Raw genomic sequence first — 24,551 nt, 5'->3', positions numbered from 1 at the left:
TCAGGTAACTCCCTTTTTCATCGGAATATGAATGACAATCCGCACGCCTTGGGGATGGACATGATCAATCTCCAAGGTTGCATCATCATTGAAATAGAGCTGGATGCGCGTCAAAACGTTGCGTAAACCGATATAGGAATCATCCGCGACAGATGCTGCTTTCAATCGACTACGGACTTCATGGAGTCGTTGATCGGTCATCCCGATGCCATTATCCGCCACGGTAAGCTTCAAGAAGTCTCCCTCAGCGGTAGTCAGCTTCTCAGATTCGATGTGCAACAGACCGACGTCTTGCGATTGGCTAGGTTTAAAACCATGCTTGAAATAATTTTCGACAAGCGGTTGAAGAATCATTTTAGGAATAGAAAAGGTCCCAGTCCCTTCTTCAATCGCATAAACAATATTAAATTGGTGTTCAAAACGCTGCTTCTGCAGCTCCAAATACGCTTTAATATGATCGATTTCTTTCCGAAGAGGAACGACAGATTCGTTCGTGTTCATACTGTAATGCATCATTTTTGCCAGCGAGTTAATGAGGGTGTAGATCTTAGGTGCTTCATGCTGCAGTGCCAATGTTCCGATCGATTGCAAGGCATTATTCAGGAAATGCGGATTAATTTGGGCCTGCAGCGCCATGAGTTGATTCGATTTGTTCGCTAGCTCTAACCGATATTCGCGCATGACCATTTGATCCAAATCCTGCATAAGCCCATGGAAGCGGTTCGCTAATATCCCCATTTCGTCAACTCGGGCTAACTCAATGTCGCTCTGATGATCACCTAGTCCAGCTTGTCCAGTTTGAATGCGTGTAATGTAACGAATTAATTGCTTAATAGGGGCTGTGAAACGAATGCTAATATACACCGTGCCAGCCATGACGATCAGCATTGAGAAGGAAAGGATAAGAGCGTTAATGAAGGTCAACTGTCGAGCGTTCTTGGTGAGCTGCTCATATGGAAGACGCTTTACAATCGTCCAGTTCAGATAGTCTGTACGCATTTTCTCATACATATTAATTCCCGCAAAAGCACCTTTCGACCATTCATAGCTACCTTTGTCAAGGGTACTGTGAACAGCTTCATCACCCCAATCGCCGTCTAATTGAAGCCCCCACTTGCTTGGATCTGGACCGAATACGATATGTCCCGTTTCATCTAATATGTAGAGTTCCTCTTGATCATGGGTGAATAATCCTTGTGAAATATCAGATACTAGGTCCAAATTCAAATCAATGATAAGCTCGCCAATCGATTGATTGCTAGGTGAGTACATGATGTTACGGTGCATAGAAATAACTGGCGTTGGGTTAGAATATGCAGAGAGTGACATGCCATACAAATTGTTCTGATGTTTGATTTCGAAATACACAAGCTTGCCCGCAGGGAACGGCTGCAGTCCCTTATATTTACCAGCCATGCTTACTTGAATGTCATTGTGGGTGAGAAAAGAACTGTTGCTAACGGAGGCATACAGGTAAATTTGTTTGATTTCTTTAACCGAATGTGACATGACCTGTAGACCGCTTTTGATCACTTTATCGCTCTGATAGTTAATCTCGGGCTGCGTTTGAATGATCTCATAAAATTGGCCGAGCTCAGCAATATTCCTGCCTGTATAAATGGTGGAGGAAGCTTGAACCACCCCATCCAGATAGTTCACGAGATTCGTTTTACCTTGTGAAAGTAGGGCGGAATTGTTGGTCAGCGTATCTTCTGTCACCTTCTGTTTGGTGAAGAAATAGGAGACGCCAAGGGAGGTAAGGAAGGGCACGAGAGTGGCAATCAGCAGAAATAAGATCAATTTATTACGAATACTATGTCGAATCACACTTCATCAACTCGGTTTCTGTATTGGGATTTTCCCCTACATTGTAGCAGGAGAGGTCAACAAATTCCACCTAATGCGTCACCATCGTCTGTGTTTTGGGGTACTGCGGCACTCTATACTTGGGGTATAGTAGCAGAATGGTAAGGGGGACTTCCCAGTGAAAACAAAAAGAATGCTTTCCGGATGGCTTCAGCAATGGGTATTTATCGGACCTGCGTTAATCTTTTTTAGCATCGTGGTCTTGATTCCATTTCTGATGAGCATCTATTACTCGTTTACCGAATGGAATGGTGTAACAACCAAAGTAAACTTCAATGGACTGGAGAATTTCAAGCAAATTCTATTCCATGATCAGGATTATCGTAATGCTTTTAACTTTACATCACGCTTGACCGTGACGAACGTCATTTTGACGAACCTTGTTGGCTTCTTGCTTGCCTTACTACTCACGCAAGCGCTGAAAACGAGGAATGTGTTGCGCACAATCTTTTTTATGCCTAACGTAATTGGTGGTTTATTGCTAGGTTTTATCTGGCAGTTTATCTTTGTTAAAGGGTTTGCGACCCTAGGCAATCTCACGCATATCGGCTTTTTCGAACTGCCTTGGTTAGGTGATTCACCGACAGCTTTCTGGGCGATCGTTATCGTCAGTGTGTGGCAGGGTGCTGGATATCTGATGATTATTTACATAGCCGCCTTGTCGAATGTACCGAAGGATATGCTCGAGGCAGCGTATATTGATGGCGCATCCCGCTTGCAAGTACTGCGAAGCATCATCGTGCCACTTATTATGCCAGCCGTTACCGTGTGCTTGTTCTTGACGATTTCGTGGTCATTCAAAATCTTCGACTTGAACTTCTCCTTAACGAAAGGCGGACCGTTCAATTCCACAGAGTCGGTGTCCATCAATATTTATCAAGAAGCTTTCCGTAATAATCGGTATGGTTTAGGTACGGCCAAAGCTCTCGTATTCTTCATCGTGGTTGCCATCATTTCAACCATCCAAGTGATGTACACCAAGCGCAAGGAGGTTGAGGTCTAATGGCTTCCATCAAAAAATATACGGGCCGATTATTTGCTCTTGAAGTTCTTGGCATTCTAGTTGCCTTACTGTTCTTAGTTCCGTTCTACTTCGTCATCGCGAATTCTTTAAAGACGTTTCCCGAATTAGCGGCGAATACAGCGAAGCTGCCAAGCTCTCTTTACCTAGATAACTACACCAAAGTGTGGAGCATTATGAAGTTCCCGAAGGCGTTCTTCAACTCCTTATTCATTACCGTTTTGAGTAATGTAGGACTCGTGATCATCTCCTCAATGGCGGCGTATCGCATGGTGAGAAGAGCTTCTAAATTCAATAATCTTGTTTTCTTAGCTTTCGTCGCTGCCATGGTTATTCCATTCCAGTCGATCATGATTCCGCTTGTTCGAGTCGCAAGTCAAATTGGCATTATGGATAGTAAGCTGGGATTGGTTGCTTGTTACTATGGATTTGGCGTTTCGTTGAATGTGTTCTTGTATCATGGCTTCATCAAATCCATTCCACTGGAAATTGAGGAGTCAGCCAAAGTAGATGGCAGTTCTGCGTACGGCGTGTTTTGGAAAATTGTATTCCCACTGCTCAAGCCAATGTCGATTACTATCATTATCTTGAACAGCTTATGGATATGGAATGACTATTTGCTTCCATCTCTTGTGTTGGGCAATCCGGAGCTGCGGACAATTCCGCTAGCCACCTTCTCCTTCTTTGGACAATATACGAAACAATGGGATTTAGCTCTTGCAGGGTTAACCTTAAGCGTATTGCCGATCGTAATTTTCTTCTTGTTCTTACAGAAGCACATCGTAGAAGGGATTACAGCGGGTTCAGTAAAAGGGTGACAGAATTGCAAATAAGTTCAAGATTTTCCACCTTTATGTTCAATATACTCGGTGTTAAGCCAGGATGTAAGTGTTTACAATGAATCATGTAAGGAAGCCAAGCAAGAACAAGCAAGTGAGTTTAAACGAGGATACAAGATAAAGGGAGGCATTACCTAAATGAAAAAATTAACAATGGTTTCAATGGCAGCAGTATTATCCTTATCCGTACTAGCAGCTGGTTGCGGGAAAAAAGAAGAGACAGCAAGTCCAGCTCCAACAACGGGTGCATCAACAGCGACAGCAACGCCTGCTGCTAGCGGTAAGCCAGTTACCATTAAAATGTTCCAATTCAAAGTAGAGATTGCAGATCAGCTTGGTAAAATGGTGCAAGAATATCAGAAGCTGAATCCAAATGTCAAAATTCAAGTCGACACAGTCGGCGGTGGAGCTGACTACGGTGCAGCACTTCTTGCGAAGTTTAACGCAGGTGACAAACCGGATATCTTCAACAACGGTGGATTCACAGACCTAGATAAATGGATCGAGAACTTGGAAGATCTATCCGATCAACCATGGGTGAAAGATCTTGTAGACGTTGCGAAAGAGCCTATGACTAAGGGTGGAAAGCTATACGGTCAACCACTTAACCTTGAAGGTTATGGCTTCCAATACAATAAAGATCTGTTTGCAAAAGCGGGCATCACAGAACTTCCAAAAACATTCTCTCAATTAGAAGCAGCGGCTAAAAAATTGAAAGACGCGGGTATCACTCCATTTGAAACAGGCTATGCCGAGTGGTGGGTACTTGGAAACCATTTCGTGAACCTTCCATTTGCTTATCAAAAGGATCCGAATGCGTTCATCGATGGCTTGAACAAAGGTACAGCGAAAATTACTGGCAACGAAGTGTTCAACCAATGGGCGAAATTGTTCGACCTTCAACTGCAATATGGCAACAAAAACCCTCTGCAAACCGACTACAATACACAAGTAACGGATTTCGCAACGGGTAAAGCTGCTATGACGCAACAAGGTAACTGGACACAAGTTCAAATTACGAAAACAAACCCAGACATCAAAATTGGCTTCTTGCCAATGCCGATCAGCGATGATGCAGCAACAAACGACAAATTGTTCGTAGGCGTACCGAATAACTGGGTTATCAACAAGAACTCTGCAGTTAAAGACGAAGCTAAGAAATTCTTGAACTGGATGGTTAGCTCCGATATCGGTAAGAAATATATCACAGATGAATTCAAGTTTATCCCTGCTTTCAAATCCATTCCTGCTGACGAGAAAGTACTTGGACCATTAGCAGCAGACATCATTGCTTACAGCAAAGCTGGTAAAACATTGAGCTGGAACTGGTTCAAATTCCCAGGTGGAGAAGCATCCAGTAAGAAATTCGGCGATATCATGCAAGGTTATGTTGCTAAGAAGTATACGAAGGATCAAATGTTGGAAGAATTCCAGAAAACATGGGATAGCCTTAAGAAGTAACCCGAATCTAGACGTACGTAAAGCCTCAGCGCCAATGCTGAGGCTTTTTGCTGTTTAACAGATGTTGCAATGGCTGTTACAATGAAGAGGACTGGAGGTTTACCATGAATCTTAAAATCAGAGCTTGGCTGCAAAGTAAAGGGAATACGCTTTCACTAGAAAAAAGGCTATCACGCGAGGCGATCATTTCTTTACTTATTCATTCCGTTTTTCAATTCGGAGCTTCCATGTCAGGGGTGTTTCTCAATTTATACTTGTGGCGGTTAACGCATAGTGTTGTCGTGAATGGAACCTACAGCATGATCGTGTACATCTTAACACCGATTGGGTTCGCCATTGGCGGTTATATGATTAAGAAGAAGGATCGGATGGTAGCGTACCGGCTAGGTATTGTACTGATTGGTCTCTTCTATTTAAGTGTGAGTATTGCTGGGGAGCGTTTGGTCGATTATTATGTGCTTTTTGCCATATTTAATGGACTCGCTGGAAGTTTCTACTGGGTCGGTTATTTAACCTTGATGTACGATGTGTCGACGGAGCAGAATCGGATTCGCTATCTCGCTTTCAATATGATGTTTTTCACAGCGGCTACGCTTGCAGGGCCAGCACTTGCTGGTTTCATCATTCGATTGAAAGAAGGGTTAAGCGGATACACCATCGTCTTCTCCATTGCTTTCTTCATGTTTCTATTGGCCGCGATCATTTCTTTGAAAATTAAGGCATCAAGCGGGCATCACCGTGTGTATTATTTGAAATACACGGGGCTAATTATGAAGAAAAAGCAGGAGTGGTCGAAAGCGCTGTTTGGTTTCTTCGGTATGGGCTTACTGCAAGGTACGATGTTATTTCTACCTAATATTCTTTTATTCAAAGTACTGCCGCGGGAAGATTTGGTCGGTTATCTCGGTGTCCTCTATTCGAGTCTAAGTATCGTCATGGGGATCTTTATATCGAAGTACGCGAACGCGGGTAGGGCAAGGATGTATTTGACCATTTCGACAGTGGGTTACCTTGTTGGGGTCTCCTGTATTATAGGAAGTTTAAATGTGTGGTCTGTAGTCGGCTTTATGATTCTGTACTCCATCTTTGCGCCGCTGCAAGGGAACACCATGACGGGGTTCTATTATAGCCTCATTGCGAGACTCCCTCTTAAGGGGGAGTTAAAGGTAGAAAGCGTGGTTGTTCGGGAATTTTTCTTAAATGTGGGGCGGGTTATTTCCATTCTCGTTCTCATTACCTTTGGGAGCGATATGGATAGCGGTCTTATTCCATGGATCCTGCTGCTAGCCGCTTTGACGCAGTTTGGCTTGATTTGGTCGATTAAGAATCGATAGGCATGTAAGTGAGAGTTCAAAAAGTCCGGTTTTCAGCACCGAGAAGATTGAAAGAAGCTAGGAAGTGAGGAGCGGAGCGTAGTGAAAGCTAAAGTGGACTTTTTGAACAACCTATATAAGGATGATTGTCCCTCAATTCGGTTATCCTAGTTGGTAGTGAATTGGAGAAGAGGGACATTATGCAAATGGAGAAAGTAGACAGTATTATTGTCGGAGGAGGCATTGCCGGACTCCAAGCGGCGATTCAGTTAGGCAGATATGAGCATAAAGTACTTGTGATTGACGCTGGTTATGGCCGTTCTACCCTATGCAGAAGCTATCATAATATTTTAGGTTGGCCAGATGGGGTGTCTGGCGAGGAACTACGTCGATTAGGCAGAATGCAAGCTGAGAAGCTAGGTGTTGCTTTTGTTCAAGATGAAGTTGTACAGGCTGTCGCCAAAGGAAGAATTGGTGATGGCTTCGAGCTATGGGGAAAAAGTGGTCGCGGCTATGAGGCAAGGACGCTTCTGTTAGCAACGGGCTTAATGGATCGTATGCCTGAATTGCCGAATTTGAAGGAATGCTTGGGGCTTACGGTATATGTGTGCCCGGATTGTGATGGGTATGAGATTAAGGATCGAAGTACGCTCGTGATGGGCTCAGGTGATGCAGGAGCAGCGATGGCGATTAAGCTTCGCCATCGCACGGATAAGATGATTTATGTGAATCACCAAAATCGAGCTGTGAAAAGCGAGTTACTGTTGGAAATGAAAAATAAGGGCATCACTTATGTGACGGAAGATCTCAATGAGGTTGTGGTGGATTCGCCTGGACGATTCAAGGGAGTCCTGCTGAGCGATGGCGGGATCCTGCAAGCAGAGCGAGGTTTCATAGCATTCGGGGGTAATGAAGTGAAGTCAGATTTGGCGCGACAGCTTGGCGCTGAACGGATGGAGAATCGGCATATCATGACCGATCCCCGGAGTAAAATGACGAGTATCCCGTTCGTCTGGGCTGCAGGCGATGTTGGCGTTCATGCGGAGCAAGTGACGATCGCGATGGGGGAAGGCTCACAGGCGGCGATTTGGATGAACAAAGCGCTGCTGCGGATGAATGAGGAAGCGAATGTGCACCGGGTTGTTATTCGGTCTTAGATATCATGGATAACGAGCGGGATAGATGATGAGACAGAAACGGGATTGCTTAAGCGTTAGACATAGGAAAGATTAAGTGCTAGAGACGACAGGGAAAGCCACTACTACGTGAGCATACTCTTGTAAAGCTTTCTCGCCGTTAGGTGTAAGATGATAGATGCCGCGGCTTTGTCTCACAAACCAACGATAGTAGTTTTGCTGTAGAAGCGAGCTGACGTTCATATTGTTGGTTAATTCACGCAGCTTGCGTGGACTGAGTGGACCGTGCTGCTGCATGAGATAGGCGCAGTGCAAGGATTTCTCACGGTACGCTGTCATGAGCTTCTGCTGGGAGCTGCCGCCGACATTGTAGTCGCCGCTGCGCTCATAGAATTCGGTCATCAGCTTGCCCGAAGCTCGTTTGTTCGGGCGCAGTGTATAGGGTGTAGGCTCACAGACGAGGTCGACTGTGGGCTGTTTGCGTTTGTAGAATTGAACAGTAAGGACGCCAAGTCCCAGCATGCGACAAAGTCGACGGATATCCTCCCATTGTAAGCGGTGGGGGGCTTTTCCTTTGTTAGGAAGCTCGAAGGCGACATATACGTCTTGCGTAAGCTTCAAGCGTTCAATGCCTTGAACGAGAAGCGGGATATTAAAGCCTTTCTTCAATTCAACAATAACTGGAGGCTCATCACCACGAATGGCCACTAAGTCACAGTGCTTTACTTCCCCGCGGACGGTGTAGCCACGCTGCTCGAAGAACTGTTTTATCGGTGCATAGAGCTCGGTTTCAGTTTGGATCGGCATGAGGGTCTATTCTCCTCTTTTCATTCAAAAGTCTGATAGAATGGCTTTTATTATAGCATATGTTGAGCTAGAATTGGGGTGGAGATGTACATGTAGGGAGTTGAGAGATGTGAGTGAATTGTTGAATGATTGGTTGGGCAAAAGCTTCAAATGTGCCTGTGGACAGCAACATGAAATTCCGATTCGCCGAATTGTGATTGAAAGAAGTGCGTTAGGTGATGTTGTCGGCTATGTGAAAGAAAATGGTTATGAGCACGTAACGCTTGTTGCAGACACGAATACATATGCAGTAGCTGGTGAAAAGCTTCGCTCGTTGTTGGAAGAATCGCAGGTGAGCGTTGGCTTGAGCGTGATCCGTGAGAACGGGATGGGGGAAGTAGCTGCTGATGAGGAAGCTATCGTACAGTTGATGTTGGATACGTCGACTACTTCACAAGTGTTGATCGCCGTGGGTACGGGAACGATCCATGACATTGTACGATTCGTAAGTCATCGAACGAATCGGCCTTTCCTATCGGTGCCGACAGCGCCGTCCGTTGACGGGTTTGCTTCTGTGGGCGCGCCGCTCATCGTTCGCGGCTTCAAGCAGACGATTCCTTGCTCGGCGCCCGAGGCGATTTTCGCCGATCTGGGCATCCTCGCTGCGGCGCCGCAGGCGATGATTGCGGCTGGCGTAGGCGATATGCTCGGCAAGCATACTTCCCTCGCGGACTGGGCGCTCGGCCGCGTGCTACTGGACGAGCACTACTGCGAGCTCAGCGCTCGTCTGACGTTGGAGGCGGTGGAGCTGTGCACCGCTCATCTGGAAGAGATTGCGCAGCGCACCGAGCTGGGCATGCGTCGATTGATGGAAGGCCTGATCCTATCCGGCCTTTCCATGCTCTTGGTCGGCCACTCGCGGCCGGCCTCCGGGGCTGAGCACCATCTCTCCCATTATTGGGAGATGGTGCTTCTGCAGCAGCGCCGCCGGGCACTGCTGCACGGCGCGAAGGTCGGCGTCGCGACCGTGCTCATGGCGCAGCGCTATCAGGCGCTGCTCACGCTCACGGAGGGCGAAGCCGCTGCGCGCCTAGCGGGGCGACAGGCTCCGAGTGCGCAGACGGATGCGGAACGCATCCGGGCGGCCTACGGGGCCATGGCCGAGGCCATCATCGCCGAGAATGCGTCGGCGATGGGGGTTGATACGTGTGCGCTGCAAGCGCGCATCGCTGCTACTTGGGGCGATGTGCAGCACATCGCCCGCGGGGTTCCGGCGCCTTCGCTGCTTGCTGCGTGGCTCGCGGCGGTGCAGGGGCCGGTGACGCCGGACCAGCTTGGCGTCGAGCCAGCGCTGGTGGAGGCGTCGCTGCAGGATGCGCTGTTCGTGCGCAACCGGTTTACGATTTTACGCTTACAGCGGCTGCTGTAAGCATCTTCTATAGCTGCATGTCCCAATCCTCCCTATTGTCGGGAGGATTTTTTCATACTGAACCTCAGGCTATTTTAGACAAAGTGGCCAAAATGTTAAAAAAATACATTCCTATCGTAAATTACTTCATACAGCTTAATTCTAATAGGGATTATGATATTAACATTCAAGGAAATGTAAGCGCAAACATAATAAAAGCCTTGATACGGCCTAGGTACTATCGAGAGGAGGATGGCGGCTCTTAAAGTGGAACGAACGTGTGACTTTATCTGTTAACGATCAAATCAACACAGTTTAGCTAACCGTTTCTCAGAAATATCAATCAGTTATGGAGGCGAAAATGTAATGAAAAAAAAGTTTAAATTGATTATTTCCAGCTTAACGCTCGTATCCACGATTGCAATTGCAGCTACCGTATATGCAGCTACCGTAACGATAAATTCTGATGGTCCGAATACTGGAAAGACTGCATTCGAAATCTTCCAGCAGTATCTGGGTTCAGACCCGATCGACGGGCCAACCGATTCAAGCCATCTATACGAATCCACCTCTACTCATGTTGGCAACGTATTCCAATTCAAAGTAGGCACCTCTTCGGATACCGCAGCATTGGACGGCAGCAATACCGACCGCCAACGGCTTGAAGTAAAAGCCTACAAGAGCTCACCGAGCAATGTAACGGCAACTAACGGACAAACGACTACTTACAAATGGCAGTTTAGAGCGGTAAGCCCATATCCGATGTCGCCGACAGGAAATTTCCACCATATTTTTCAATTGAAAGCACAGGACGGGGATGACGGTGCCCCGATACTAACTTTCTCGTTAGATGACGGTTACCTAAAATTTAGACATAGCCCGATTGGGGCTACGATGGATGAAGTGGAAACGCTAGCCCAAACTGCATTCTCTAACATTGACGGTCAATGGGTAGAAGCATCAATTACAGTGAAGCATACAGATAGCGGTTCCATTAATATGACTCTCAAGAAACTCGATGGCACCGTATTGATGTCCTATAGCGGCACTAAGGATAACTGGAGAGAAGGAGCATCGATCAACCGTCCGAAATGGGGCATTTATCGCAAAATCTACTCCGGTATGCCAGAAGCCAAAATTCAGTTCGCCAACTTCCAAATTACTGAATAATCTCTGTCAACGTGGTGTCCCAAAAGTAAATTAAATCACTTAGTGGCATAGCAAGAAATGAGGTGGCAAGGTTAGTCTTGCCTTCTCATTTTTTATTCAATGAAAGGGGTCAACTACAATGAATTTTTTAAAGCGTTTTAGGAAAATTTCAGCATTGTTATTAGCATTATTATTTGTCTCTGATATGGGAATATGGCCAGTTTCAGTTTTGTCAGCAGCTAGTTCATCCCCTATTGATGTACTTGATCCGGGTTTTATGAATAGCCATGGCGGCAATTCTGTTTCCATAAATGCCGATCCAAACAAGTCACCATACGCAGTCTTTGGCGAAGCTTTTGGCACGGATAATCCTGTCGAGGGTGCTACAAAAACGGCAAGAGACATCCTCGGGGAAGAAGCGGAAAGACATGTTGCCAATTTCTATGATCAAACTTTAGGTAAAGACGTTTTTAAGGTAGAAGTGAATGGAAGCGATTGCTATTCCTGTTATTTGCATAATACGACTTATGACAGCGCTACCGGCACTTTTATCGGTGGTAACGACGACAGACAAAGAATTGAAATTAGACCACCTGAAGAAAGCAGAGATCGGATAGGATTGGAAAATGATATTACAGCCTATCACTGGAAGCTAAAGATAGATAAAGAGCTTACAAAGCCTGATGGTTTCTTTCATATATTCCAATACAAGGCGTACAACTCTTATGGTCTAGTTGGAAGCACATTACCACTTCATGACGCAGTTAAATATCCGAACTTCTCTAGCGCTGAGGATGGAAATCCGATACTTACGTTTACGGTTTCGTCATCAGCTACGCAAAATTTGGAGTTCCGTTATGCTGATATTGGTACGGATGCGGGGCAAGAGACGCTTGCTAGTTACCCACTGAATGCCATTAAGGACAAATGGGTTGATATTACTGTCAAAATTCTTAACTCTGAGTCTGGTTGGGTCACAATGACGATGAAAGACAATGAAACCGGGCAAATTTTGATGGAATACAACGATCCTAACAGAGTTCTTGATATCTGGAGACGCCCTGAGGTGAAATATAACGAAACGACGTTTGAGGGGCCGTATCCTGCAGTTGACGATATGATTAACCGCCCTAAATGGGGGATTTACCGTAAGGCTGATAAGTCGAATCCAAATGTCAAGGATGCCAAAATTTACCTTTCAGATATGACGCTTTATAAGTCTGCGGTAGGTGTTTCTCCAGTTAACCTTGCTTACGGTAAAAAAGCTTACAATGTTGGCGCTACAACTGGTAATGCGTTCCAAATAGCTAACGCTAAGGCAGAAAGACTAACCGATGGTGTACAAAAAGACCCTGTTACTTATTCGACGACAGTACCCCAGAACAACTACTCCGCACTTGGCATTTTGAACTGGATAGGTACAGAAAGCTCCAAAAAGGGTAATGTTATTATCGATTTAGGAAAGAAAATGGACTTTAGTCAAATTAAGCTCTTTGCTGAAACTTCAAGATTAAAAACCGTTAACATGTATGTCTCAAATGAAGAAAATGATCGTACAGATGTTGACAACATCGTATTTAGTTCAATTCCATCATTTATCTATTCGGGTCCTAACACCGGCGATGATACCGTAGATAAAGAATATCTCATAGATTTGGGAGGAACGTATAGTTCCCGATATGTGAAATTATTTTTTGAAAACGGTTCAGGCTCCAACACGACGAATGCTTCCACATTTACAATGACGGGTCCGCCACGTGTGACGGAGCTTGAGATTTACAATGCACCTCAAAAACCTAAAAATGTGACAATCAGTTACTCTGGCGGTTCAGAAGCAACTATTTCTTGGGATCGTGTTCCTGCTGATCATTTCGTTATTTATGATAACGGAAAGTTACTTGTAGATCATGCTGGTTCAAATAGTTATAACCTAACACAGTTAGACCCCGGGGCAATTTACAATCTTTCTGTGAAAACCGTATATACAGATCCATATTCTTTCAAGCCGATGCTTTCAGCAGAAAGTGAAGTTAAACTATTACAGACCGATGGCAATCCAATTGTTCCCAATCCTCCATCATCAGTGACAGCGACAGCCGCATCGGATAAATCCATAAACATGGTCTGGGATGCAGTAACTGATGCTCAGAGTTATAGAGTGGCACTGGTTACTGACGCTGTTGAGAGAGTAGTGCTGGATGATTATCAGGGTACATCCTATACGGTGAAAGATCTTTCCCCTGGAACGTCGTATCAAGTAAAGGTTTACGCCATAAGAAGAGGTACATTGTCTGCTGCAGCGGCAGAGGACCAAGTTACAACCTCCGGTATAAAGAACGGTTCCGATAATCTTTTATTTAATAAGGAAGTACAGTATCCGAGAGTCTGGAACGATGATACAAGCAGCTATGGAGCTAATAAGGCACTTGATAATGATGCGGATGGTTCCCGATGGGTTTCTCTCAAAGGTTCCACATCGGCATGGATGATGGCTGATATTGGAGAAACAACCCCTGTTAGTGTGCTTGAATACTATAGCTATCAGAACAAGTTGAAAAAAGTTTCTTTCTATTATGCAACGGAGGGTGAAGCATTCACGAATCCAAACAGTAATAAATGGATTAAGATACTTACCGACGACCGTGTGGGACAAGGTAAATATGGCAATCCCGCCATTACTAAAATTGCAGAGAGGATTACACTTGCTGCGCCTGTAAATGCAAGATTTATTAAATTTACGGTTGATGAAGTTGATGGTGATATTAACGTAAATGAAGTTAAGGCTTTTGGACCTATATCCTTTGTCCCGAATTCTGCCTTAACGGCTGCTGCGAAAACAGATACCAGTATTTCACTTAGCTGGTCCGGTTCCAATACGTCAATCCCGGCTTCAAGCTATCAGATTTATAATGGAAATACGAAGCTAGCAACCGTGGCAGCTAACGTTTCTACATATACTGCTATCGGTCTTGCGCCAAATACGGAGTATACATTCAGGGTTAAAGCTGTCAGTGAAGCTGTGAATAGTTCTGAATACTCGACACTAGGTGGACTGACGCTTCATGTAACAACTTTGGCGGATCAGACAGCTCCGACAGCTGCCGTTGCATATAGCACCGCTTCGCCGACCAATGGGAACGTGATTGCTACGATTACGCCGAGCGAGTCAGTTACGGTCACGAATAACGACGGCTCGCTCAGCCATACGTTCAGCGACAACGGAAGCTTCACGTTTGAGTTCGTCGATGCAGCAGGCAATAAAGGTACGGCAACGGCAGCGGTTGCGAATATCGACAAGATCGCTCCAAAGCTTACGCTATCGGTCGACAAGCCAGTGCTTAACCCTCCGAACCACAAGATGGTGACGGTCACTGCGAGCGTGTATGCGGATGGGACCGGCTCCGATATTGCATCCGTCGTGTTGACGTCGATCGTCTCGAACGAGCAGGATAACGGGCAAGGCGACGGCAATACGGTTAACGACATCCAAGACGCGGCGTTCGGAACATTCGATAAATCGTTTAGCCTCCGCGCAGAGCGTTCTGGTAAAGGAAACGACCGCATCTATACGATCACGTATACGGTAACTGATACGGCCGGCAACGTAGCAAAAGCCTCGACACAAGTGGTGGTTCCGCATTAATGGCATGATCCAAACGGCAGTCCTCTAGATGAGGGCTGCCGTTTTTTCGATAGTAAAAGTGTAAAAAATCACAACCTCACTTAATTTTTGCCATCCCGCAATGCGGAATTGTTTTTTATACTTGTAGCTAATGTAGGACGATTCCTACTTGATTGAGACAAGGGAAGAACATAAGGAGGCGCAACATGAAATTTGCTAATGAGAAAGTCAGCGATATTCAAATCGCTTATATTGGCGGCGGCTCGATGTATTGGGCTAAAAATCTGATTGCCGATTTGGCGCTGGATGGTCAATTATCGGGGACGATTCGCTTATATGATCTTGACTATGGGAAAGCCAAAAATAATGAAAAGCTGGGCAATTCGGTTGCTGATTATCCAGAGACGAAATCTAAATGGACGTACAAGGCGTATCCGACGCTCCAAGAGGCGCTGAATGGATGCGATTTTGTTTTTATCTCGATTCTTCCAGGCACCTTCGAGGAAATGGAATCCGACGTCCATGCACCGGAAAAATACGGTATTTATCAAGCGGTTGGCGATACAACTGGACCTGGGGGGTTGGTCAGAGCGTTGCGCACCATTCCCATGTACGTAGAAATTGCCCAAGCCATTGAGCGCTTTTCGCCGGATGCCTGGGTGTTCAACTATACGAACCCAATGACACTCTGCACACGGACGCTTTACGAAGTATTTCCCAAAATAAAAGCCATTGGCTGCTGCCATGAAATTTTCGGTGTGCAAGGACTATTGATTCGCATGCTTCGCGATATGGAAGGGATTGAAGGTGTACATCGCGATCAAGTGAAAGTGAATGTGCTGGGGATTAACCATTTTACTTGGATCGATCAAGCGACGTATCACAATATGGATTTACTTCCGATGTATCGCAAGTTTGTTGATAAATATTATGAATCCGGATTTGAACATAACAAAGATGCCTGGGTTACGAACACGTATACGGCGGCCAACCGTGTGAAGTTTGATTTGTTTCGGCGTTATGGGGTTATTGCAGCGGCAGGTGACCGCCACTTGGCGGAATTCATGCCTCCTTGGTATTTGAAAGATCCGGAGACGGTTCGCTCATGGAAGTTCGGTTTAACGACGGTCAAAAGTCGTGTCGAGAAGCATGCTTCAACCGAGCAGTTTTACGGGAAGCTGCTAAGTGGCGAGGAGAAACTGCCGCTCAAGACATCAGGCGAAGAAGAAGTTAGACAGTTAAAAGGTCTGATCGGACTTGAGCAATTTGTAACCAATATTAACGTTCCTAACGTTGGCCAAATGAAAGGTATTCCGCTGGGAGCAGTCGTAGAAACGAATGCGGTGTTCTCTGCGAATAGCTTGCGTCCGGTCTACGCAGGCGAGCTTCCGATGGAAGTTAATAATCTGGTCCTGCAGCATACGATGAATCAGGAGCTTATTCTGAAGGCTGCTCTTCAAAAGGACAAAGACTTAGCCTTCAAAGCGTTTATTAACGATCCGCTAGTGAATATTGATATCCACGATGCGGAAGTATTGTTCGATCAGATGCTGCACAATACGAAAGCATATTTGCCTGGTTGGAACATCTGATGGCGGGTCAGCCATGAGTGCAGATGCAGCGAAATACAGCGAATCCGCCTCTATAAATCCGCAGGATGATAAAGCTGTTCGACGGATGATTTTCAAACTAGCAGGTCCATCTTTGACGGAAATGCTGCTCATGAACGTAACCCAAATGGTCATGATGATCTTAGTCGGACACCTCGGGGCTGTTGCCGTGGCAGCTGTTGGCTTAACAAGCCAACCGTATTTATTATTGGGCGTACTGTTTGCAGCGCTGAATTCGGGTACAACCGTTATCGTTGCTCGCTCCACTGGAGCGGGGAAGATGGAAGATGCGAATTTGGCGGCAGGGCAATCACTTATGCTTGGTACAGCCCTGTCTGTCGTTATTGTTGCACTTGGAGTCACCTTTGCGGAGAGCTTACTTCAATTGATGGGCGCTAGTAAAGAGGTTGTTCAAGTTGGACTACCTTATGCGAAAATCATGTTTTTCTCCATCGGTTTTTCTTCCATCTCGTCGGCTTTATCTGCTATTCTGCGAGGCTCGGGAGACACCCGAACACCTATGAAAATCAATGTGCTGGCAGGCTGCGTGAATGTGACCCTTGGGTTTGTACTGATTTATGGTCATCTCGGTTTACCTCAAATGGGTATTACAGGTGCAGCAATCGCTACTTTGGCAGTTCAGTCTGGAGCCATGATTTGTCTTATCGCTGTCATGTTCAGCGGAAGATTTACGGTTCGCATCGGATGGTCAGAGATCAGTCGTTTGGATAAAGCCATGATTAGTCGAATGTTGAGGATTGGTATACCGAGCAGTCTGGAGCAGTTGATCATGCGCTTAGGGATTATGACGTTTGTGAAAATTTGTGCCGGATTGGGGACTGTTGCCATCGCGGCATCGCAAATTGTAACGAGCATCATTGGTATCTCGTTTATGCCAGGGGCTGCCTTTGCCATAGCAGCTTCAACGCTAGTTGGGCAAACCCTTGGTGTAAGTAAACCCGATCTCGCTGAACGATACGTGTGGCAAGTCCGAAAGTACGGTATGCTTGTGGCCGGTTTCATGGGAACGATTTTCATCCTGTTGGCTCCGCATATTCTCAGGCTGTATACGAATGACGAGACGATTATTCGTGAAGGTGCGTGGGCCCTTCGAATTGTTGGATTTATCCAAGTATCACAAATATCGCAATTTGTACTTGGAGGAGCGTTACGAGGAGCAGGAGATACCCGCTATCCGTTATATTCGACATTCATTGGCGTATGGGGAATCAGGGTTGTACTGAGTTACTTGTTTGTATATGTCTTCCATTGGGGCATGATCGGTTTATGGAGTGCGGTTGCAAGTGATCAATTTCTTAGATCTAATCTAATTTATTTGAGGTTTAAACGCGGGGCTTGGAAGCATCTCAAGGTTTAATACGCACAGAGGGGACGCGTCAAAATGGGAATTGTATACGATTCGAATTCGCAAACCTTCCATCTTCAAGGGAAGTCATCGAGCTATATCATGCAGCTGGTCAATTCCAACTATGTAGCCCACGTTCATTGGGGGCGACAAGTGCGTGGCAGCAATCTGGGAGGATTGCTCGCTAGGAGACGACGCTGTTCTTTCTCTCCATCCACGGATCCGGATGATCTTACGCTGTCTTTGGACACATTGCCGCAGGAATTTCCGGGATATGGAGGGAGTGATTTTCGAGTTCCGGCCTATCAGGTTCAAATGGAAGACGGCACGACAGTCAGTGAACTCGTCTATGAGTCCCACCGGATTTACGCAGGAAAAGCACTGCTAGAGGGACTTCCATCGACCTATACGGAGGATGAGAGCGAAGCGGAGAGCATTGACATTGTATTGGCAGATCCGATCATCGGATTAAAGGCTATTCTCACGTACACTGTTTTTCGTGATTTAGATGCTATTACCAGGTCTGTTCGATTCGTGAATGAGAGTCATCAGTCCATTAAGCTGCTGCGAGCACTGAGCTTCGGTATCGATATATCTCACAGTGATTTCGATATGCTCCATTTATCTGGCACATGGGCGCGTGAGCGTCATATTGAAAGACGCCCTCTTGCCACAGGCGGGTCTGTGATTGAGAGCCATCGGGGGGCTAGCAGCCATTCGCTTAACCCATTCATGGCGCTGCTTTCAAAGCAAGCGGATGAGGATCACGGAGAAGTCTATGGTTTCAGTCTTGTTTACAGCGGAAACTTTGTTGCTCAAGCCGAAGTGGACCCTTATGGAACGACGCGTGTCGTGATGGGCATCAATTCATTTGATTTTTCGTGGCTCTTGGAGCCTGGGCAATCCTTCCAGACGCCCGAAGCGGTTCTCGTTTATTCTGCGGAAGGCATTGGCGGGATGTCGCGAAACTATCATAAGCTGTACCGCACACGTTTATGTCGTGGGCAATACCGTGATCGTCACAGGCCGGTTCTCATTAACAACTGGGAAGCCACTTATTTCAATTTCAACGCGGATAAAATTGAAGAGCTTGCGCAAGTAGGTAAGGAGCTCGGTTTAGAGCTTCTTGTACTGGACGATGGTTGGTTCGGCAAGCGTGACAATGATAAAAGCTCACTCGGCGATTGGTTCGTTGATCGAAACAAGCTCCCACAAGGCATGCCAGACTTGGTAAAGCGTGTGAAACAACAAGGACTAGAGTTCGGTCTATGGTTTGAGCCTGAGATGGTATCCCCGGACAGTGACCTGTATCGGGCACATCCCGACTGGTGTCTGCATGTGCCAGGCCGACGAAGGACAGAAGCACGGCAGCAGTTGATTCTCGACTATTCGCGTCAAGATGTCAGAGACTACATCGTGAAAGTCATCACAGCTATACTTGCGAGCAGTCCCATCACGTATGTGAAATGGGATATGAACCGCAATATGACGGAAATTGGATCTGCCCAGCTCCCGCCAGAGCGCCAGCGAGAAACGGCACATCGCTATATGCTAGGGCTTTACGAAGTGATGGAACGGATAACTTCGGCATTTCCGAACGTCTTGTTCGAAAGCTGTTCTGGCGGTGGGGGAAGGTTTGATCCAGGGATGCTCTACTACATGCCGCAGACATGGACGAGCGATAATACCGACGCCGTTGAACGGCTAAAAATTCAATATGGAACGAGCATCGTGTATCCAATCAGCACGATGGGCGCTCACGTTTCCGCAGTTCCTAACCATCAAGTGCATCGGACGACACCGCTTGATATGCGTGGGCATGTGGCGATGTCGGGGAATTTCGGCTACGAGCTTGATTTGACCACTTTTACAGAAGCGGATAAGGAAGCCGTGAAGAAGCAAGTCGCGCTTTATAAACAATTGCGGCCTCTGATTCAGTTCGGAGAATTTTACCGACTGATCAACCCTTTTGAACACACTAGCGCGGCATGGATGTTCGTTTCCGAGGATAAGAAGGAAGCCTTGGTCGCTTTTTTTCAAGTGCTCTCGGAACCGAACGCTCCTCTTAGGAAATTGCGATTGAAGGGATTAGCGGAGGAGAGTAATTATTTGCTTTGTGATGCGGGAGATCAGGATCAGCATGTGGAAATATTTGGAGGAGACGAACTCATGCACGTAGGACTTAATTTGCCGATCTGGAAAGGCGATTTCCGAAGCCGCCTTTACCGCTTGAAAATGGAGGAATGACAAGATGAAGAAGCTGCGTTTGAGTGATTTGCAGGATATAAGGAATGGCCACATTTTGCAAGATGTATTACCAGGTGCTTATTTATCGTCAGGCGGCCTGTCTTTCGCGAAACGGGGCGAACGCAGCCATACGAATGATGGTCCTGAAGGAAGAGACTATCATGTTCACGGTGATTGTGAAGCGTTCATTATTTTGCAGGGAACTGGAACGATGGAGATGAATGGGGAGCATTTCCCGGTTACGACGGGAGATATCGTGATTATTGAACCAGGAGAGGACCATCATCTCAATTCCAGTGAGGACGACCCAATTGTCACTGTGTGGTGCCATGCAGGTGCGAATCGTCATAAGAATCAACAGCAGGAGGACGCTGGATGAACAAAATTATAAACACGGATATCCATTCCTTTCAGTTATCGAGTGAGGATCATGGGTTTACCGTCACATTGAATACGACAAAGCTCCAGAAGGGCATTGATCTCATCACATTGCGACTGGAATCAGAGGAGGCAGTAACGCCTCCCGTCTTCACACTTCGTTGGTCCCATCCCGCCTGCGATATTCAAGGCAGCTGGCATCCGGCACAGGACAGGAATAAAAGCTTTAAGGCCGATTGGATGCGAACTTTGCGCTCCAATGCTGCTGCATCGGCTCCTGTCTATGCTTTGTTTAATAGTGTGGGTCGTAATAGGTTAACATTTGCCTATTCGGATGCACTTAACACGGTACACTACTCGGGAGGTATCAGTGAAGAAACGGCTGATTTTCATTGCTGCGTACAATTGTTTACAGAGACAACGGCGCCTTTCCAATCGTATGAAGCCAAGCTTCTCGTAGATACGAGAGATGTTCCTTACTATGAAAGTCTTGATGGCGTTCAAGCGTGGTGGAGTGAGATGCCGGAATATCAGCCAGCATTCGTCCCTGAGGCTGCCAAGGAACCGATGTACTCAACTTGGTATAGCATGCATCAGAATGTAACAGACGCCGATATCGAAGAACAGTGCCGTATCGCTAAGAAGTTGGGAATGGAAGCTGTAATCGTAGATGATGGCTGGCAGACGGCAGATAACCGCAGAGGGTATGCCTATTGCGGGGATTGGGAGACCTATGAGGGCAAATTCCCCGATATGAAGCGGCATGTGGATGTGGTTCATGCGTTAGGCATGAAGTTTATCCTCTGGTACTCAGTTCCTTTTATCGGCAAATATAGTCTGGTGTGGGATCGGTTTAAAGATAAAATTCTCCGATTTAATGAAGGTCACGGAGCCGCTGTGCTGGATCCGAGATATCCAGATGTCAGGGAATATATTATCAATACGTATGAGAAAGCGGTCAAAGAGTGGGGCTTAGACGGCTTCAAGCTGGATTTCATTGATACGTTCTATTCGCCTGAGCTGCAGCTGCCTTCCACAGTGGAAGGTAAGGATTATGAGTCGATACCCGCTGCTGTTGACCGTCTACTGACGGACTCTATCGGTAGATTGAGAGAACTAAATCCTGACATTATGATTGAGTTCCGACAAATGTATATCGGTCCTGCGATGCGTAAATACGGCAACATGTTCCGCGCTTCTGATTGCCCGAACGACAGCATCCAAAATCGCGTACGTACGCTGGATCTTAGGCTGATTAGTGGGAATACAGCGGCTCATGCGGATATGATCATGTGGCATCCAGCGGAACCTGTTGAAAGCTCCGCCTTACAGTTGATTAACTGCTTGTTCGCGGTACCGCAGGTATCTGTCCTTTTGGATAAACTGCCTTCTGATCATTTGAAAATGCTTACCTATTGGCTTGCCTTCTGGAAAGAGAACCGCACGCTGCTGCTGGACGGCTCTATTGCGCCTATGAATCCGGAATTGTTATATCCGCTAGTCCGAGCGGTTCATGAGGATCGCGGGATTATCGTCGCTTATCAGGAGCAAATTGTGCCTATCGATGCAGCAGCGTCGGTGTCTCAATGGATCGTTGTGAACGGAAGAAGACAGGATGGACTCTATGTAGAGGTTATAGGTGAGATAGGGATAGCGAAAGTGACGATTCGCAATTGCTGTGGTGAAATCACGGAGGAGCGTTCTGTCGAATTGAGATCAGGTATGCATAAGCTTGCGATTCCGGCGTCAGGGCTTGCGACCATCTCCATTTTATAAGGAATAGAAAGACGGTAGTCATATTTAGGGGGATCAGAGATGAACTATGCAGCAAATGAAGGAAGATATGCAGATATGCCGTACAATCGAAGTGGAAAGAGCGGCTTAAAGCTGCCGCCGATTTCGTTTGGATTGTGGCACAATTTTGGTGGTGTCGATCTATTCGAGAATAGCAGAGCATTAGCGCGTCATGCCTTTGATCTGGGGATTACGCATTTCGATCTTGCGAATAATTATGGTCCACCGACTGGCTCAGCGGAAGAAGTGTTCGGGCAAATTTTGAAAAAGGATTTGCAGCCGTATCGTGACGAGCTGATTATTGCTACGAAAGCAGGCTACCGTATGTGGGACGGTCCCTATGGGGAGCGTGGCTCCCGCAAAAGCATGCTCGCTAGCCTTGATCAAAGCCTGAAGCGACTAGGCATGGATTATGTGGATATTTATTATTCGCACCGTTTCGATGCAGAGACGCCTCTGGAAGAAACGATGAGCGCTTTGGATCAGGCTGTACGTCAGGGAAAAGCGCTGTATGTCGGAGTGTCCAACTATAATGCGGAGCAAACGGAGCAAGCCGCAGCAATTTTGAAAGGTCTTGGCACTCCGTTTATCATCCATCAAGTACATTATTCGATGTTTGAAAGACGATTGGAGCAGGGGCTGCAAGATATTTTGGCAAGAGAAGGTGTGGGGTCCATCGCCTATAGTCCTCTCGCTAGGGGACTGCTGACGGATCGTTATTTGGAAAACATTCCGGCGGATTCCCGTGCTGCAGGCGGCAGTGTGTTCCTAAGACCTGAGGATATTACTGAGGAAAAGATTGCTAAGTCTCGTCTTCTGAATAAACTAGCTCAGGAGCGCGGGCAAAGCCTTGCCCAGATGGCATTAGCTTGGGTTCTTCGCAAGGGGCATGTTACCTCCGCATTAATTGGGGCAAGTAAAGTGAGTCAACTTGACGATAATGTGGCAGCCTTGAAGCAGCCTACTTTCACTCAGGAAGAATTGGACCGTATCGATCAAATTCTTGGGGATTGAAGTTTGAAGTTTCGATTTAAATAGAAAAATAGCAAAATGACCGTTTAATGCCATTTTATTGGCTGAAAACGGTCATTTGCATGAAAAAAGTGGATATGACTTTTTCAGGGACTTCGGACTCAATCTTCGGGCTTTTTCGTTATTATCTTTGTCGGCTTAACTTCTCAATACAGTTGTATTCCTTTAGAATAAAGAAAGCGCTATTAATCGTAAACTCGGAGGTTAGAGATGCTTTATATGAAATATAAAGGATTAAAGGGAAGGCACTACGTATTCTTCAGGCTGATAGTTCCCAACATTTTATTTTTAACACTGCCTCTACTCACCGGATGGATTATACGTAACAAGACAACAGCTATGATGGAGAATGAAATTATGGAGAAAGCGGAAGTCGACCCCGGCAGGAGGAATGTCTACAGCTTGATTGATGAGACGGTGGCCGGTCTCATTCGAAATAACGATGCGAAGTATATAGAGCTATGGAAAAGCCTCATTTTCAAAGGCAGAAGAGGGTTGTGTGTATGTTAATCCGATTGAATAAAATACTCGAAAAAGCGATGCCGTTTATAACGCCATCTGCTGTTATTGTTGGATTAATTTGCTCAGCTTGGCTGCATCATCTTAGCTTTCTAGTGCCATGGATATTTGCTGCAATGACGTTTGCTGGAAGCATTGGATCTAATTTTAAGGATTTACGCAGGGTGATGATGCATCCGCTCCCGATTATAGCCAACTTTATCATTCTGCATCTTGCGATGCCGATACTGGGATGGGGGGCAGGTTCGATATTTTTCCCGGGGGATGATTTGACACAAACTGGATTTGTGCTCCTGTTCGTTATTCCTACGGGAGTTGTCAGCTTGGTGTGGGTTACCATATACGGGGGGAATATTGCGCTCACTTTGGCGCTCATCTTACTTGACACGCTGCTATCTCCATTGATTGTGCCGCTTAGTCTCTCTCTCTTCGTTGGAGCTAAGGTGCATATGGATCCATGGGATATTATGAGTGGGCTATTCTTAATGGTTGTGATCCCTTCATTGATTGGCATGCTGCTTAATCAATGGACGAAAGGCAGAATTAAAACAACCTGGGGGCCGCGGTTGGCGCCTTTTTCAAAAATTGGACTTTTTGTGGTTGTCGCGATTAATTCATCGGTGATAGCTCCCTATTTGAAAGACATGAACGGTCAGTTGGTGAAAATCATTGCTGTTTCTTTCGCATGTGCAACCATCGGTTATTTGGCAGGATGGCTTGTGTCCCGGATGATGAGATGGGACCGTGAAGTCACAATTGCCCTCACCTTCAATTCGGGGATGCGAAACTTGAGTGCGGGTGCAGTACTCGCTATCAGCTTTTTTCCGCCGCCTGTTGCGCTTCCAGTTGTCGCAGGTATGCTGTTTCAACAAATCCTAGCGGCTTTATACGGGCAGCGTTTGGCTAAAAGGTATGGTTTGAACAGTCATACAGCCAAGGTAGCCTAATGAGAATAAGCCTTCAGAACCACTGCAAAAGTGGGGCTGAAGGCTTGTTTTCATTAG

The 24,551-nt window shown here is 46.2% G+C and carries 18 protein-coding genes; 16 read left to right on the top strand and 2 right to left on the bottom strand.

What is annotated here, in order from left to right:
- Nucleotides 1-1,827 (bottom strand): cache domain-containing sensor histidine kinase, encoded by a 1,827-nt coding sequence (locus ACSQ8P_RS27950; RefSeq protein ID WP_436238187.1) that lies wholly within the window; start codon nucleotides 1,825-1,827, stop codon nucleotides 1-3.
- A 172-nt stretch (nucleotides 1,828-1,999) separates the two neighbouring features.
- Here ACSQ8P_RS27950 and ACSQ8P_RS27945 point away from each other — a divergent pair, with 172 nt between their 5' ends.
- The 5 genes from ACSQ8P_RS27945 (at nucleotide 2,000) to ACSQ8P_RS27925 (ending at nucleotide 7,657) form a co-directional block, all read left to right on the top strand.
- Nucleotides 2,000-2,869 (top strand): carbohydrate ABC transporter permease, encoded by an 870-nt coding sequence (locus ACSQ8P_RS27945; RefSeq protein ID WP_436239620.1) that lies wholly within the window; start codon nucleotides 2,000-2,002, stop codon nucleotides 2,867-2,869.
- Entirely contained in the window at nucleotides 2,869-3,705 is an 837-nt protein-coding gene (locus ACSQ8P_RS27940) for a carbohydrate ABC transporter permease (protein ID WP_436238186.1), read from the top strand. Before ACSQ8P_RS27945 ends, ACSQ8P_RS27940 begins: the two co-directional genes overlap by 1 nt.
- A 159-nt stretch (nucleotides 3,706-3,864) precedes the next feature.
- The gene (locus ACSQ8P_RS27935; RefSeq protein WP_436238185.1) at nucleotides 3,865-5,187 is read left to right on the top strand and encodes an ABC transporter substrate-binding protein; all 1,323 of its coding nucleotides are present in this window, start codon (nucleotides 3,865-3,867) and stop codon (nucleotides 5,185-5,187) included.
- Nucleotides 5,188-5,291: 104 nt separating this feature from the next.
- Nucleotides 5,292-6,521, top strand: coding sequence for an MFS transporter (locus ACSQ8P_RS27930; protein ID WP_436238184.1), 1,230 nt, complete (start codon nucleotides 5,292-5,294; stop codon nucleotides 6,519-6,521).
- 179 nt (nucleotides 6,522-6,700) lie between these two features.
- Nucleotides 6,701-7,657 (top strand): NAD(P)/FAD-dependent oxidoreductase, encoded by a 957-nt coding sequence (locus ACSQ8P_RS27925; protein WP_436238183.1) that lies wholly within the window; start codon nucleotides 6,701-6,703, stop codon nucleotides 7,655-7,657.
- Nucleotides 7,658-7,729: 72 nt separating this feature from the next.
- On the opposite strand, the gene ACSQ8P_RS27920 is transcribed toward ACSQ8P_RS27925, so the two are convergent.
- Nucleotides 7,730-8,443: a DUF2161 domain-containing phosphodiesterase gene (locus tag ACSQ8P_RS27920; RefSeq protein ID WP_436238182.1), complete on the bottom strand. Its 714-nt coding sequence runs from the start codon at nucleotides 8,441-8,443 to the stop codon at nucleotides 7,730-7,732.
- Between the two features lie 109 nt (nucleotides 8,444-8,552).
- Here ACSQ8P_RS27920 and ACSQ8P_RS27915 point away from each other — a divergent pair, with 109 nt between their 5' ends.
- From ACSQ8P_RS27915 to ACSQ8P_RS27865, 11 genes are all read left to right on the top strand, one after another.
- Nucleotides 8,553-9,851, top strand: a complete 1,299-nt coding sequence (locus ACSQ8P_RS27915) for a sn-glycerol-1-phosphate dehydrogenase (protein ID WP_436238181.1) — start codon at nucleotides 8,553-8,555, stop codon at nucleotides 9,849-9,851.
- A 345-nt stretch (nucleotides 9,852-10,196) separates the two neighbouring features.
- Complete coding sequence (locus ACSQ8P_RS27910) at nucleotides 10,197-11,000, top strand: hypothetical protein (RefSeq protein ID WP_436238180.1); 804 nt, start codon at nucleotides 10,197-10,199, stop codon at nucleotides 10,998-11,000.
- A 118-nt stretch (nucleotides 11,001-11,118) separates the two neighbouring features.
- On the top strand, nucleotides 11,119-14,622 hold the full coding sequence (locus ACSQ8P_RS27905) for a fibronectin type III domain-containing protein (RefSeq protein WP_436238179.1): 3,504 nt from the start codon (nucleotides 11,119-11,121) through the stop codon (nucleotides 14,620-14,622).
- A 185-nt stretch (nucleotides 14,623-14,807) separates the two neighbouring features.
- Complete coding sequence (locus tag ACSQ8P_RS27900; RefSeq protein ID WP_436238178.1) at nucleotides 14,808-16,193, top strand: alpha-glucosidase/alpha-galactosidase; 1,386 nt, start codon at nucleotides 14,808-14,810, stop codon at nucleotides 16,191-16,193.
- A 13-nt stretch (nucleotides 16,194-16,206) separates the two neighbouring features.
- Nucleotides 16,207-17,589, top strand: a complete 1,383-nt coding sequence (locus ACSQ8P_RS27895) for an MATE family efflux transporter (protein ID WP_436238177.1) — start codon at nucleotides 16,207-16,209, stop codon at nucleotides 17,587-17,589.
- 24 nt (nucleotides 17,590-17,613) lie between these two features.
- The gene (locus tag ACSQ8P_RS27890) at nucleotides 17,614-19,824 is read left to right on the top strand and encodes an alpha-galactosidase (RefSeq protein WP_436238176.1); all 2,211 of its coding nucleotides are present in this window, start codon (nucleotides 17,614-17,616) and stop codon (nucleotides 19,822-19,824) included.
- A gap of 4 nt (nucleotides 19,825-19,828) precedes the next feature.
- Nucleotides 19,829-20,203: a cupin domain-containing protein gene (locus tag ACSQ8P_RS27885; protein WP_436238175.1), complete on the top strand. Its 375-nt coding sequence runs from the start codon at nucleotides 19,829-19,831 to the stop codon at nucleotides 20,201-20,203.
- Nucleotides 20,200-21,978 (top strand): glycoside hydrolase family 36 protein, encoded by a 1,779-nt coding sequence (locus ACSQ8P_RS27880; RefSeq protein ID WP_436238174.1) that lies wholly within the window; start codon nucleotides 20,200-20,202, stop codon nucleotides 21,976-21,978. Before ACSQ8P_RS27885 ends, ACSQ8P_RS27880 begins: the two co-directional genes overlap by 4 nt.
- 39 nt (nucleotides 21,979-22,017) lie before the next feature.
- Nucleotides 22,018-23,010 (top strand): aldo/keto reductase, encoded by a 993-nt coding sequence (locus tag ACSQ8P_RS27875; protein ID WP_436238173.1) that lies wholly within the window; start codon nucleotides 22,018-22,020, stop codon nucleotides 23,008-23,010.
- A 228-nt stretch (nucleotides 23,011-23,238) separates the two neighbouring features.
- On the top strand, nucleotides 23,239-23,538 hold the full coding sequence (locus ACSQ8P_RS27870; RefSeq protein WP_436238172.1) for a hypothetical protein: 300 nt from the start codon (nucleotides 23,239-23,241) through the stop codon (nucleotides 23,536-23,538).
- A gap of 5 nt (nucleotides 23,539-23,543) precedes the next feature.
- The gene (locus tag ACSQ8P_RS27865) at nucleotides 23,544-24,494 is read left to right on the top strand and encodes a bile acid:sodium symporter family protein (RefSeq protein ID WP_436238171.1); all 951 of its coding nucleotides are present in this window, start codon (nucleotides 23,544-23,546) and stop codon (nucleotides 24,492-24,494) included.
- Nucleotides 24,495-24,551 lie beyond the last annotated feature (57 nt).

This window comes from Paenibacillus sp. LjRoot153, assembly GCF_964253085.1.
Lineage (GTDB): Bacteria > Bacillota > Bacilli > Paenibacillales > NBRC-103111 > Paenibacillus_E.
Note: the sequence above shows the minus strand (reverse complement) of the source record. Positions and strands in the feature narration are given on the sequence as shown.

Excerpts from the sequence above, each read along its gene's own strand:
- ACSQ8P_RS27945 (WP_436239620.1), top strand. The coding sequence starts at position 2,000 with ATGCTTTCCGGATGGCTTCAGCAATGGGTATTTATCGGACCTGCGTTA.
- ACSQ8P_RS27940 (WP_436238186.1), top strand. The coding sequence starts at position 2,869 with ATGGCTTCCATCAAAAAATATACGGGCCGATTATTTGCTCTTGAAGTT.
- ACSQ8P_RS27935 (WP_436238185.1), top strand. The coding sequence starts at position 3,865 with ATGAAAAAATTAACAATGGTTTCAATGGCAGCAGTATTATCCTTATCC.
- ACSQ8P_RS27930 (WP_436238184.1), top strand. The coding sequence starts at position 5,292 with ATGAATCTTAAAATCAGAGCTTGGCTGCAAAGTAAAGGGAATACGCTT.
- ACSQ8P_RS27925 (WP_436238183.1), top strand. The coding sequence starts at position 6,701 with ATGCAAATGGAGAAAGTAGACAGTATTATTGTCGGAGGAGGCATTGCC.
- ACSQ8P_RS27920 (WP_436238182.1), bottom strand. The coding sequence starts at position 8,443 with ATGCCGATCCAAACTGAAACCGAGCTCTATGCACCGATAAAACAGTTC.
- ACSQ8P_RS27910 (WP_436238180.1), top strand. The coding sequence starts at position 10,197 with ATGAAAAAAAAGTTTAAATTGATTATTTCCAGCTTAACGCTCGTATCC.
- ACSQ8P_RS27905 (WP_436238179.1), top strand. The coding sequence starts at position 11,119 with ATGAATTTTTTAAAGCGTTTTAGGAAAATTTCAGCATTGTTATTAGCA.
- ACSQ8P_RS27900 (WP_436238178.1), top strand. The coding sequence starts at position 14,808 with ATGAAATTTGCTAATGAGAAAGTCAGCGATATTCAAATCGCTTATATT.
- ACSQ8P_RS27895 (WP_436238177.1), top strand. The coding sequence starts at position 16,207 with ATGAGTGCAGATGCAGCGAAATACAGCGAATCCGCCTCTATAAATCCG.
- ACSQ8P_RS27890 (WP_436238176.1), top strand. The coding sequence starts at position 17,614 with ATGGGAATTGTATACGATTCGAATTCGCAAACCTTCCATCTTCAAGGG.
- ACSQ8P_RS27885 (WP_436238175.1), top strand. The coding sequence starts at position 19,829 with ATGAAGAAGCTGCGTTTGAGTGATTTGCAGGATATAAGGAATGGCCAC.
- ACSQ8P_RS27880 (WP_436238174.1), top strand. The coding sequence starts at position 20,200 with ATGAACAAAATTATAAACACGGATATCCATTCCTTTCAGTTATCGAGT.
- ACSQ8P_RS27875 (WP_436238173.1), top strand. The coding sequence starts at position 22,018 with ATGAACTATGCAGCAAATGAAGGAAGATATGCAGATATGCCGTACAAT.
- ACSQ8P_RS27870 (WP_436238172.1), top strand. The coding sequence starts at position 23,239 with ATGCTTTATATGAAATATAAAGGATTAAAGGGAAGGCACTACGTATTC.